Below are 13,181 nucleotides of genomic sequence, written 5' to 3' on the forward strand. Positions count from 1 at the left end.
ATTTTTATTGAAAAAACACTTATTTTTTGTTGTAACGGCTACGGAATTTATCGATACGGCCGGCAGTATCTACCAACTTCATCTTACCTGTGTAGAACGGGTGCGAAGTGTGAGAAATTTCTAATTTAACCAATGGATACTCATTGCCATCTTCCCATTTTACGGTTTCGCGGCTATCGATGCATGATTTGGTTATGAAAGAGTAGTCGTTAGACATGTCTTTGAAAACAACTAACCTATAGTTTGATGGATGCAGATCTTTTTTCATTGTTAATATTACTTCCTATAAAAGAGGTGCAAATATAGTAATAACTTTCTAAATACTAAATGATAAACTAAAAAGTTTTTAACATCGTGTTGGCAGTTTCAATTTGCTTTATAAAGCTACCATTTTTGGCTTTAATACTCCGTTGCGCCAATATCAAAACCACTGCCTGCCGGGCGGGCCTTTCCGTAAAAATCGGCATTTATGCCATACAACAACACATTAAGCCCCGCATCAACCAGTGGCGACGTTGCCTGCAAACGGTAATTGGCCGATTGCGCATCCACAAACTGGCAGGCGGCAATATCATTGGCTACAAAATTATTTAAATTAAGTATTTTAACCAGGCTGCTTTTACGGTTTATAGCTATACCCGGCCCGCGAATAATGATGGCATTATTAATAACCGTATTTAGCGGTATAAGTTCCGAATTCATTTTTATGCCATCGCGCCCGGGGTAAATAATGGTATTATTAATAAACTGGAAATTAAGCCCCGGCGTAAACCTCGAATCGGCAAAAATGCCATGCTCGCCGGCATTAATTATAAAATTGTTATAAACCTGGTTATCGCCATAGCCCAACACAATTATACCGTTGCCCGGCGCATTCTTTATCATGTTGTTATAACACTTCCCGCCGGTACCCTCGCCTAATTGTATGCCATTATTTTGCCCGCTGGCAAAAGGCGATAGGCCCGAATAGCGCACGGTGTTATTATATATGTAGGCGCCCGAAATGGCGCTGCCTACTTGTATACCTTCGCAACCGGTAGAGTCTACCCTGTTCCAATATACTTTAAGCCTTACAATATCATGCGGAAACACCGTACCACAAGCCACCTGCCTGCCATCGGCATAAAAAGAATTGCCAATGTATAAGCCTTCGCCCCCGGTGTTATGTACATAGTTGTGGTGTATTAGTACATTCCGCATGGTAAAGTTACCCCTCCAGGTGGCTTCATCGCAAGTTGGGTCGGTTTTGGCCATTATACCGGCAAAGCCGCTATCGTGTACTTCCACATAAGCTATCTCAAAATCCGAGCTCAGGTCGTCCATCGTCATGCCTATATTACCGCCTACTACTTCAAAGCCGTATTTAACATCGGGGTCGCCGTTGCCCATTACCTTAAAATTACTGCAATTTTGCGTTTTAAAACCGTAGGAAGCGGTTACACCGGTAGTAAACGTTACCCGGCCGCCCTGGTTCACAACTATAATGGGGTTTTGTGCGGTGCCCTGTAAATTCCTGAGAAGTAAAGCACCGCGGGTACCTGCGGGTATGTAAATTATGGTGCCGGGGGCCATGTTTGCGCCGTCTACCATCCACTGGTTAGGCTGCACCGTGTAGGTATCGGCACCTCCAATATCTTCCCCATCGGGCGATAGGGCTAAGCGTTTTGATGCCGGAAGGGCAGTTTTTTCGGGAATGCTTACCTGTTTTGTACACATCGCAAATAACGACACAATACCGGCAGCCACAATTACACGCGCGATGTAAAGCTTAATCTTCATTTTTAAATTAATTAGTAGGGGTAGAAAACAAAAGCGGCTATTGTACAACTAATAGCTATAGAGGTTTATACGGCGCGGCTTATAAATAGTTGTGGTTTTCTTTCGCGGCTGTTAAATAAAAAAGCCACACATACAGCGTGTTAGAAATAAAATTTAGCAGTAGTTGAATTGGCAGCAAAAAGCCAATATTACCGCAACTAAACAGCCGGGGAATTAAGCAGCAAAGCGAAGGAATTGCAGTGCCTTATTCGGTAGCGCCAATAGTAACAGCAGTGCTGCCACTGCGCTGCTTACCATAAAAATCCAGGGTGATGCCGTAGGTAAGCACCAAAGCACCGGCGCCTAACAATGGCGAGCCGGGTTGCAAGCGGTAATCGCCGCCGGCAAAGTCTACAAATTTAACCGCGCTGATATCGCGGCCGGTATAATTATTCAGGCTGGTGAGTTTTACGTTGCGGCTCATGCGGTTAATGGCCGTGCCCGAGCCGGTGATAATAATAAGGTTATTTATCGCCGTATTCATTGGTATGGTTTCCGAGTTTAATTTAATGCCGTCCTGCCCCGGAGAGATGATGGTATTATTAATAAACTGGAAGTTAGGCCCCGGCGTGTACCGCGAATCGGCAAAAATGCCGTGCCCGCCCGCGCTGATGATAATATTATTGTAAAGCAGGTTATCGCCCAGCCCAAGCAATATAATACCATTGCCGGGCGCATTTTTTATCAGATTATTGTAGCATTTGCCACCTGTGCCCTCGCCAAGCTGTATGCCATTGTTTTGCCCACTGGCAAATGGCGACAGGCCGGGGTTAGTTACCGTATTATTGTAGACCTCGGCACCCGAAATAGCGGCGCCCACCTGTATACCCTCGCAACCGGTAGAATCGGCTACGTTGTTATATACTTTCAGGTTAAGCACATCGTGGGGCATCACCCTGCCGCAGCTAAGCGAAACTCCATCTTTATAAAACGAGTTGCCTATATAATACCCTTCGCCGCCTGTTTTGTGCACATAGTTATCGTGTACCTTTACATTGGCCATGGTAAAATGCCCACGCTGGGTGGCAGCATCGCAGCTGGGGTCGGTTTTAGCCATAATACCGGCGAAAGCGCAATTGCGTACCTCAATATTAGCCACCTCAAAATCGGTACTCAGGTCGTCGAACGTTACACCTATATTGCCACCACTCAGGTTAATACCATATTTTACGGACGAAACGCCGTTGCCCAGTACTTTAAAAAACTGGCAGTTGGTGGTTTTAAACGCGTAAGACGCCGTTGAGGCAACATCAATATGCACCTGCCCCCCTTGGTTAACAATGGTTATGGGTGCTTCGGGGTTGCCTTTTAAGTTTTTTATAAGCAACGAGCTACGTGTACCCGCCGGAATGTATATAACGGCACCTGCAGGAACTTTCGCCCCATCAAACTGCCAGTCGGTAGGTTTTATTGTATACGTGGCGGTCGGAGTTGTTGGCGTAGTTGGAGGCGTAGAGGGTGTCGAGGTAGTTTCTTTAGCGGTATCAACAACGGCAACCTCGCCCGGCTTGGTAGTTGGCGTGGTGGTAACATCTATTTTTTTGGCGCACATCGTAAACGATGATACCATCATTAATAAAGCTATTCCACGCATTATGTAAGTAGTTTTTTTCATTCCCGCCGTATCAAACACCTGTTGCAAAAGGCTTTACAAAATACAATATTTAGCTATATCAAAGTAAAATATTTCACAACCGGGTACTTATACGCGCGTTTTGGGAATTTGTTGTTCTAACATGTAACTAAAAATAAGCGGGAAGGTTTTACTTAAAGAATAATTATGGCGATCCCTGCGGGCCGGGCTATACGTTGCAACTCCTCGCCCTTTCCCTCACATAGGCTTCCGCGGCTGTGGGGTTTCCGCTCCTATCCCTATCGCGTTTTGCCTGAACCATGATGCGCTTGATTGAAAGATTTACCTGATACGAACGAATTCAAACTGCTAACTACCCACTGCAAACTGCCCACTGCAAACTGCTAACCAATACTTTGGCACAACTCCACCAACACGCCATTAGCCGTCTTCGGGTGCACAAAGCAAACCAGTTTATTATCCGCCCCTCGCTTAGGTACATCATTCAGCAGAACAAAACCTTCGGCTTTTAGGCGTGCCATTTCGGCTTCAATATTATCTACATCAAAAGCAATGTGATGTATACCCTCTCCCCTTTTCTCCAGGTATTTGGCTATGGGGCTATCGGGCGAGGTGGCTTCCAGCAGTTCTATTTTATTGGGCCCGCTTTGCAGGAACACCGTATTCACGCCTTCCGATGGCACTGCTTCGGTTTTATAGGCAACCGTACCCAGCAGCAGTTCGTAAGTATTTTTAGCTTCCGCCATATCCTTTACCGCAATGCCGATGTGCTCTATCTTGTTCATGTCCAAATATTGTAAATTATTGGCGCAGCTGCGTATTTTATAGCACGCACAAAGTGTAAAAGTAAAACTTTGCGTATATTTGTAATGTTAATTCTTGACCATGAACATCCCAATTTATTTAGATAACAACGCTACTACCCCCATGGACCCGCGGGTACTGGAAGCTATGATACCTTATTTTACTCAAAAATTTGGTAACGCGGCCAGCCGTAACCACCACTTTGGCTGGGTAGCCGAAGAAGGCGTTGATTACGCACGCGAACAGGTTGCCAAACTGATTGGCGCTTCCGAAAAAGAGATCATCTTTACTTCGGGTGCTACCGAATCTGACAACCTGGCCATTAAAGGCGTGTTTGAAATGTATAAAGATAAAGGTAACCACATCATCACCGCGGTTACCGAACATAAAGCCGTTTTAGACGCTTGCAAACACGTTGAAAAACTTGGTGGTAAGGTTACTTACCTGCCCGTGAAAGAAGACGGCTTGGTTGACCTTGAAGTATTGGAAGCTGCCATGACTAAAGAGACCATCCTGGTTTCAATCATGTATGGTAACAACGAGATAGGTGTTATACAGCCCGTTAAAGACATTGCTGCCATTGCCCATAAATACGGTGCCCTGTTCATGACAGATGCAACCCAGGCAGTTGGTAAAATACCGGTAGATGTTAACGCTGATGGTATTGACCTGCTGGCTCTATCGGCTCACAAAATGTACGGACCTAAAGGTGTTGGCGCATTATACGTTCGCCGCAAAGGCCCAAGGGTTAAAGTTACCGCCCAAATGGACGGTGGTGGCCACGAGCGCGGTATGCGTTCGGGTACCTTGAACGTACCGGGCATAGTTGGTTTGGGTAAAGCCTGCGAAATTGCCGGCCAGGAAATGGAAAGCGAAGCAAAACGTTTATCTGCCCTGCGCGACAAATTGCAAAGCGCGTTAACCGTGCTGGAAGAAAGCTATGTTAACGGTAACGTTGACCACCGCTTGCCACACGTAGCCAACATCTCTTTCAAATACGTAGAAGGTGAAGGTTTGATGATGGCCATGAAGGATTTAGCGGTATCTTCAGGTTCGGCTTGTACTTCGGCATCGTTAGAGCCATCGTACGTATTGAAAAGCTTAGGCTTGTCTGACGACCTGGCTCACTCTTCTATCCGTTTCGGCCTTGGCCGTTTCACAACCGAAGAGGAAGTTGATTACGCTGTAGAAGTAACCAAAAAAGCGGTTACCCACCTGCGCGAGCTATCACCACTTTGGGAGATGTTTAAAGAAGGCATCGACCTTAACTCGATAGAGTGGGCGGAACACTAAGCCGCCCCCCGGCCCCCTGAAGGGGGAGCAAGAATAAATTGATCAAAGAATAAAATACATAAACAACTTCTATTCCCCCTTCAGGGGGTTAGGGGGCAAACATTAAGAAAATGGCTTATTCAGATAAAGTTATCGACCATTACACCAACCCCCGCAACGTGGGTACGCTTGATAAAAGCAGCCACAAAGTGGGTACAGGTTTGGTTGGCGCACCGGAGTGCGGCGACGTAATGCGTTTACAAATACAGGTTGATGATAACAACATCATCACCGATGCAAAATTCAAAACATTTGGTTGCGGTTCGGCTATCGCATCGTCATCATTGGCTACCGAATGGCTTAAAGGCAAAAGCGTAGATGATGCCATGAAGATAGATAACATGGACATCGTAGAAGAACTTGCCCTGCCACCGGTGAAAATTCACTGCTCGGTATTGGCAGAAGATGCTATCAAAGCAGCTATCAACGATTTCCGCGTGAAAAACGGCATGGAGCCAATCGCGCTTGAAAAATCGCATCACTAATTGTTAGTGAGTAGAGAGTAGTTGAATAGAGAATAGTTTTAACCGTCTCAGCAACCACTCACCACTCACTTAAGCAACCATTCACTACCATGGTAACAGTAACAGATAAAGCAAAATCGAAAATAGATAACCTGATGCAGGATAGCGGGCTTGATGCCTCTTACTTCCTGCGCGTATCTGTTCAGGGTGGCGGCTGCTCGGGCTTGTCGTATAACCTCGATTTTGATAACGAAGAAAAAAAAGGCGACCAGTTTTTTGAAGACAAAGGCGTACGCATGGCTTTAGACATGAAATCGTTCCTGTACCTTGCCGGTACCGAACTCGATTTCAGCGACGGCCTTAACGGCAAAGGCTTCAACTTCCACAACCCAAATGCTACCCGCACCTGCGGTTGCGGCGAAAGCTTCTCGGTTTAAAACACTGTTTGCTAACAATATTAAAAGGCTCCGCTTGCGGGGCCTTTTTTGTTTAAACTGGCTATATCGCCCGGCGTAACCCGCCGTGGGTTGAAACCCACGGCTACAAAATGATTCGTCGCTACGCGACTATAAACACACCTAACTATCACCCGCCCAATAGAGGCGTAGCCTCGGCAAATATTGTAGCCGTGGGTTTCAACCCACGGGCGTCGCGCAACAAAACAGGCTACATAATTTGCCACATTTGCTTCCCTCCCCGCATTTCCATATCTTAGGGCATCAATCTTAAAACAATGCCTATCAAGCCCTTATTAACATTTTGCGCCCTGTTTTGCGCATCATTTTCCTTTGCCCAGCAAAAAGGTTATTACCGCACACCCGCCCTTCATGGCAACACTGTGGTGTTCACCGCCGAAGGCGATTTGTGGAAGTACGACACCGGCACCAGCCTGAGTACCCGCCTTACAACCAACGATGGTGTGGAGCAAAACCCGGCTATTTCGCCTGATGGAAAACAGGTGGCCTTCCTCGGCCAGTACGAAGGTGTTTCAGAAATTTACTTAATGGATATAAACGGCGGCGTGCCACGCAGGCTTACCTACAGCCTGGGCAGCGGACTGCTTATTTCGGGCTGGACGGCCGACGGCAAAATACTGTACCGTAGCGAGGCCCATACCGCCCTCCCCCAGCCTCAACTCATAAAAATCGACCCTGTAACGCTCAAAACCGAAACTATCCCTTTGTGGCAGGCCTCCATCGGCTCGTACGATGAGGCGGGCGTGTTATACTTCACCCGTTTCCCCAACCAGGGCAGCAAAACCAAACGCTACAAAGGCGGACTGATAGAGCAGATATGGAAATTCGATGGCAAGAGCGAAGCCATAGCCATCACCGGCGATTTTGAAGGTACCAGCACTAACCCTATGTATTATAACGGCAGGGTTTACTTCCTTTCGGACAGGGATGGCACCATGAACATCTGGTCGGCAGATAAAGATGGTAAGAACGTGAAGCAACAAACCTTCTCCAAAGGATGGGACCTGCAAACGCCTGCTATCGACGGTTCGAAGATAGTGTACCAGAAAGGTGCCGACATTTGGATATACGACATCGCCGCGAATGCCGAAAAACTATTGAACATTAGCCTTGCATCGGATTTCGACCAGCGTAAGGCAAAATGGATAAAAAGCCCGGTGAACAGTATTACCTACTCGGCGCTTTCGCCAAAGGGTACTTACGTGGCAATTGTTAGCCGCGGCCGTTTGTTCGTATCTCCTGCCAAAAGCGACCGCTGGGTGGAGATAACCCGCAAAAGCGGTATCCGCGTAAAGGATGTACATTTTATTGATGATAAAAGCATTGCCGTACTATCTGACGAAGGCGGCGAATACGAAATATGGAAAGTAAATGCCGACGGCAGCGGCGAAGCCAAGCAACTTACCAAAGGCAGCAAGGTAATTATCTCTTCGTTCGCGGTATCGCCAAATGGTAAATACATAGCCTATAATGATAAGAACGATGCCCTGCGGATTGCCGAAGCTGCTACAGGCGATATCAAATTTGAGTATAAAAATGCGTATGCAGGGATAAACGAATTGTCGTGGTCGCCTAACAGCACTTTCCTTAACATCTCGCAAAACCTGGAGAACCTGAACGCGCAGATAAGCGTGATAGATACCCGCAGCATGAAGATGACCGCCGTTACCACCACCCGCCTCAGCAGCTATAACCCCGCGTGGACGGCCGATGGCAAATGGCTATACTTTTTGAGCGAGCGTAACCTGCACTCGATAGTTACCTCACCATGGGGGCCAAGGCAACCCGAGCCGTATTATACCAACACGGTGAATATCTATGCCATGGCACTGGATACGGCTGCTAAATTCCCTTTCCTGCAAACAGATTCGTGGCTGACGGATTCGGTATTTACCACGGTTGATAAGCAAGGCGTTGCTAAAACAAAAACCGTAAGTAAGAAAAAGCCTGCCGTTGCACCCGCCGTAGTTTACGATTGGGCGGCCGCGCAAAAGGCTTTGTATAAAACACCTGTAAAAAGCGGCAACCTCATTAACCTGAACGTGGCCAACGGCTACCTATACTGGCTGGATATGGGCGACGCCGGCGGCGACAACGAGGGCGGCAAAATATTTGCGCTGAAGATAGCCGAAAGCAAAAAGCAAACACCTACCGAGGTAGCATCGGGCGTGGGTGGTTTTGATGTATCGGCCAATGGCAAAAAAATACTGATAAGCTACACCAATAAGAACCTGGCCATTGCCGATGCCGATGGCGGCAAGGTAGATATGGATAAGGCCAAAGTAGAACTGAACAACTGGAGCTTTGCCATAGACCCGCCCAAAGATTGGGAGGAGATGTTTAACGATGCCTGGCGTATGATGCGCGATTATTTTTACGACCGCGATATGCACAAGGTTGATTGGGCATCCGTTAAAAAACAATACGAGCCCCTATTGCCACGCGTAACCGACCGCTACGAACTTGACGACCTGCTGAGCCAAATGGTGGGCGAACTATCAGCCCTGCACACCTTTGTTTATGGCGGTGATAAACGCACCTCGCCCGATAGGACGCAGACCGGCTTGCTGGGCGCCTCCCTTAATAAAACAGCCAACGGCTTTGCTATCGGGCATATCTACAAATCGGACCCGGATTATGATTTTTCATCGCCCCTGGCAAAACCCGAACTGCGCATAAAAGAAGGCGATGTAATTACCGAAGTGAACAACGTACCCCTAAAAGATGTGGCAAATGTGGGTGAACTACTGGCCAACAAAGTGAACATCCCCGTGAAGCTTACCCTGTTAGATAAAGGCAAAAAAAGCTACGAGCAGGTGGTGAAACCCATTTCCTCGCGCGATGATTATAACCTGCGCTACGGCGAATGGGAATATTCGCGCAGGCTGAAAGTAGATAGCGCCGGCAATAATGATATAGGCTACATACACCTGAAAGCCATGGGGGGCGGCGATATGGACGATTTTGTGAAACAGTTTTACCCCATCTTCAACCGCAAAGGGCTGATACTGGATGTGCGCCAGAACTTTGGTGGTAACATTGATAGCTGGGTGCTCGAAAAACTGTTGCGCAAGGCATGGATGTATTGGCAGGGCCGCACCGGCGGGCCTACCTGGAATATGCAGTACGCATTCCGTGGCCACATGGTACTACTTTGCGACCAGCAAACTGCATCCGACGGCGAGGCCGTTAGCGAAGGCTTCCGCAGGCTGGGCCTGGGCAAGGTAATAGGCATGCGCACCTGGGGCGGCGAAATTTGGCTATCGTCAGATAATACGATGGTAGACAACGGTATAGCCAGCGCCGCCGAAATGGGCGTTTTTGGCCCCGAAGGCAAATGGCTGATAGAAGGCCGCGGCGTGGAACCGGATATAGAAGTAGATAACCTCCCCTACGAAAGCTACAAAGGTAAAGACGCCCAACTGGATGCTGCCTTGAAATACTTGCAGCAACAAATAAAGGAACACCCGGTAGAAAAGGTAGCAGTGCCGAAGTTCCCGGATAAATCTTTTAAGTATCAGCAATAAAATAAAAAAGCAAAAGGCCCCGATCTTGGGGCCTTTCGCTTTTAATAGATACGTGTATATTTAGTGCATGAAACCTATACTTAAGATCACAACGATATTTGTTTTATTTCAGATAATTGCTTTAACAGGATTCGCCCAAAACAAAATGCGTACTATAGAAACCCTCACAGCAGACACCTCCGGTTGGGACATTGTAAAACAAATGGCTGCTTCGGCAAAAAATAAAGTAGAGCTACTGCCTGTCAACCATGCCAATGCAATAGAAGCACTGCACCAAACGCAGGTGACCACACATTCGTTAATGGGCGCAATAGTTTATTTCACAGGTGGTGTTATGGTCGACAATGGCTGGATACGCTTATTAGGTTCAGGTTGCGATAAACTACCAAGAACTCTTATGAGTTGGAACAAAGGCAAAACCTTTAAAGAGTATGGCGAACAACCGGGTTTCTTGCTCATAGGAGACGATGCAATTGGTGGCTTTTTCGCCATAAATTCCGGCGCCTTAGGCAAAGACGTAGGAATGGTATATTATCTTTCTCCCGATAACTTAGAATGGGAATCTCTCGAACGCGGCTATTCCGATTTCCTTGACTTTTGTTTCAACGGTAACTTAAATGGGTTTTACGAGGGCACACGCTGGCAGAATTGGGAACAAGATGTAAGCCAGTTAAATGGATCACGGGTTTATAATTTCTATCCGCCCGCCTGGACCAAAGAAGGCAAAGACATTCTGAGATCGAGCCGAAAAGCGGTTCCTGTTGAGGAACAATACAGCCTAAATATGGACTTCATAAAGCAACTTCATAATAAGCAATAAATAATTAATCGTAAGTAAACTTCAATAATGCCACCGCCTGGCTTGGCATATTAATGATGGTACTTAACTTCCCGCCTTTGGCGAATAGTACTTTAGGGTGTCCTGCAATTTTCAAACGGCCGGCTTGCTCCAGTTCTTCTACCTGCTGGGGCGAAGGGGATGCGGGTGAGCCCATTTCTTTCCAGGCGGTGTAGGAGTTGCTGTAGTTTTCGTCGATACGGTATTGGATAAGTTTGAGCCGTTTTGCCTTTTTATTCAGGCCCGAGAGATTGATGGTTACCAGTTCGGTTTCGTCCAGCTTGTCTTTGTCGGCATAGTTCCACACCATCACATTTATTAGTTTTTTGTCGGTTGCGGCTATTGCGCCAATATCGCTTTGCGGGCCGCGTATGCTCGAATCGAGTATGGTTTGCAGCGGGTACATGCGATTACCGCTTACCTCTACCCTGTTGCCCTTCATCCTGCCAAGCATCCGGAAAACGTTCAGTACAGGCTTATCTACACCATTTGTTGCCAGGTCTCGGAAACCGGCGAACCAAGGCTGGTTCTCAAACTCGAACGACCAGCTTACTGCCCCTATCAAATTCATTTTATAGAGATCCATCAATTCGTACACCCGCGCGAACGACGCAGCCGTATAGCTCGAATACATGGTACCGTTACGGTAAGCATTCTCGGGGTTGGTACTCATACCGCAGGCTGCGCAACCTTCCGGGTCCGATTCGCCAATGATGATGGGGATATTCTTTAGTTTATCAAAAGAGTTTATCTTTTTAAAATGCCCGGCAATATCATTCAACTGCCTCTTGATGCTCATTACCACCGTATCGTTCACCACCCGCGGCGCACCCTTGGCATGGAACAAAACCATATCCAGCGGGGAGCCGATGCGGCCGGTTACGTAATTGGTATCGGTAAGGCAATGGCGTAAAAATCCGTCGAGCCATTTTTCGCCGCCGCCTGTTACATTTGGGCCACCTATGCGGGCAGTTGGCAGCGCACGTTTCACGCCATCGGCGGCATAGTCGTACAGTTTATAAAACTCGGCAGGCGTCCCTTTCCAGTAAGCGCCGTTCGCTTCGTTCCATACCTCCCAGTACCAGGTTTCTACCTCTTTTTTTCCGTAGCGCTCAACACAATGGCTTACCCATTGGTATACCAGTTCGCCCCATTTCTTATAATCTTTTGGCGGGTAGGCCCAGCCGGTCTCAATGACTTCGTAGCGCATACCCGGTTTCCAGTTGTGCTGATAGGGCTCGGGGTGCGTAGACAGCGCCTTAGGCATAAAACCTATCTGCGCCAGCGGTTTCATGCCCCGTTTTACATAGGTATCAAAAATACTATCTACTATGCGGTAATTGTAAATGGGTTTACCGTCGGCATCTTCGGTATAAATATTAGTGGAGCCCCACTTTAGCGCCGGCGTACCGTCGCCGGTGGTGAGCAGGTTATGCGCGCGGACGTAAACCGGTACAGGGCTTAAGCCGGCAAGTTCGCTGAGGAGTTTACGCCCATCCTTCATGTACGTATAATTCGGTTCATCGTACCCGAACCATGCCCATATCGGCCGCATCTTGCCTAAATCGCGGTTAAGGTTTACATTGATGGATGCAGGTGTTTTTTGCGCGTAGGTTTTAACGCATAACATGCAGAGTATTAGCAGGCAGAAAAGCTTTTTCATAATTGGTTTCGACGAGGCAACAATGTAGAAAATTTACAGGATATTATAAGTGTTGAAATCACAATTAAAGAAAATTTTCCTTGGAGAGAAGAACTTTTGCTTGCAAACTATGGTTCCCCTCTTGTCCATAGGACTCCTTCGGAGAGAGGGGTTAGGGGTGTGTTAGCGTTAATGCAAAGTGGGCTAACACACCCCTGCAGCCGCACATTCCTCCGCGCCCCCTCTCAAGAGGGGAATTTTTAGCTGCACCAATTGCGCGCACCTCGCAAACTATAGTTCCCCTCTCGAGAGGGGTTAGGGGTGTGTTAGGGTTAACGCAAAGCGAATCTGCAAAGCGGGCTAACACACCCCTGCAGCCACACTTTCCTTCGCGCCCCCTCTCAAGAGGGAAATTTTTAGCTGCGCCAATTACGCACAGCTCGCAAACTATGGTTCCCCGCTTGAGAGGGGTTAGGGGTGTGTTAGCGTTAATGCAAAGCGGATAGGCAAAGCGGACTAACACACCCCTGCAGCCGCACTTTCCTTCGCGCCCCCTCTCAAAAGGGGAATTTTTAGCTGCACCAATTGCGCGCACCTCGCAAACTATAGTTCCCCTCTTGAGAGGGGTTAGGGGTGTGTTAGCGTTAATGCAAAGCGGATAGGCAAAGCGGGCTAACACACCCCTG

General features: G+C 47.6%; 10 protein-coding genes. 5 read left to right on the top strand and 5 right to left on the bottom strand.

The genetic code is table 11. The features are described from left to right. Window positions 1-19 precede the first annotated feature (19 nt). The 4 genes from BC343_RS14120 to mce form a co-directional block, all read right to left on the bottom strand. The gene (locus tag BC343_RS14120; RefSeq protein ID WP_078348440.1) at window positions 20-268 is read right to left on the bottom strand and encodes a type B 50S ribosomal protein L31; all 249 of its coding nucleotides are present in this window, start codon (window positions 266-268) and stop codon (window positions 20-22) included. Window positions 269-399: 131 nt separating this feature from the next. Next, window positions 400-1,779, bottom strand: a complete 1,380-nt coding sequence (locus BC343_RS14125; protein ID WP_078348441.1) for a right-handed parallel beta-helix repeat-containing protein — start codon at window positions 1,777-1,779, stop codon at window positions 400-402. Window positions 1,780-2,023: 244 nt separating this feature from the next. Beyond that, complete coding sequence (locus tag BC343_RS14130) at window positions 2,024-3,412, bottom strand: right-handed parallel beta-helix repeat-containing protein (protein ID WP_162276873.1); 1,389 nt, start codon at window positions 3,410-3,412, stop codon at window positions 2,024-2,026. A 383-nt stretch (window positions 3,413-3,795) separates the two neighbouring features. Continuing rightward, the gene (gene mce / locus BC343_RS14135; RefSeq protein WP_078348443.1) at window positions 3,796-4,197 is read right to left on the bottom strand and encodes a methylmalonyl-CoA epimerase; all 402 of its coding nucleotides are present in this window, start codon (window positions 4,195-4,197) and stop codon (window positions 3,796-3,798) included. Window positions 4,198-4,297: 100 nt separating this feature from the next. On the opposite strand from mce, the gene BC343_RS14140 reads away from it, so the two are divergent. The 5 genes from BC343_RS14140 (at window position 4,298) to BC343_RS14160 (ending at window position 10,835) form a co-directional block, all read left to right on the top strand. Next, window positions 4,298-5,509 carry an IscS subfamily cysteine desulfurase gene (locus BC343_RS14140; RefSeq protein ID WP_078348444.1) on the top strand — a complete coding sequence of 404 codons (1,212 nt, stop codon included), beginning with the start codon at window positions 4,298-4,300 and terminating at the stop codon, window positions 5,507-5,509. A gap of 110 nt (window positions 5,510-5,619) precedes the next feature. Continuing rightward, on the top strand, window positions 5,620-6,033 hold the full coding sequence (gene iscU, locus BC343_RS14145; protein WP_067059246.1) for a Fe-S cluster assembly scaffold IscU: 414 nt from the start codon (window positions 5,620-5,622) through the stop codon (window positions 6,031-6,033). Between the two features lie 89 nt (window positions 6,034-6,122). Beyond that, the gene (locus tag BC343_RS14150; protein WP_078348445.1) at window positions 6,123-6,449 is read left to right on the top strand and encodes a HesB/IscA family protein; all 327 of its coding nucleotides are present in this window, start codon (window positions 6,123-6,125) and stop codon (window positions 6,447-6,449) included. 296 nt (window positions 6,450-6,745) lie between these two features. Beyond that, the gene (locus BC343_RS14155) at window positions 6,746-10,015 is read left to right on the top strand and encodes a S41 family peptidase (protein WP_078348446.1); all 3,270 of its coding nucleotides are present in this window, start codon (window positions 6,746-6,748) and stop codon (window positions 10,013-10,015) included. Between the two features lie 67 nt (window positions 10,016-10,082). Further along, the gene (locus tag BC343_RS14160; protein ID WP_202909789.1) at window positions 10,083-10,835 is read left to right on the top strand and encodes a DUF2625 domain-containing protein; all 753 of its coding nucleotides are present in this window, start codon (window positions 10,083-10,085) and stop codon (window positions 10,833-10,835) included. A 4-nt stretch (window positions 10,836-10,839) separates the two neighbouring features. Here the strand turns inward: BC343_RS14160 and BC343_RS14165 are convergent, their stop codons facing one another. Continuing rightward, on the bottom strand, window positions 10,840-12,516 hold the full coding sequence (locus tag BC343_RS14165) for a GH39 family glycosyl hydrolase (protein ID WP_078348447.1): 1,677 nt from the start codon (window positions 12,514-12,516) through the stop codon (window positions 10,840-10,842). Window positions 12,517-13,181 lie beyond the last annotated feature (665 nt).

The organism is Mucilaginibacter pedocola, from assembly GCF_002013915.1.
Lineage (GTDB): Bacteria > Bacteroidota > Bacteroidia > Sphingobacteriales > Sphingobacteriaceae > Mucilaginibacter > Mucilaginibacter pedocola.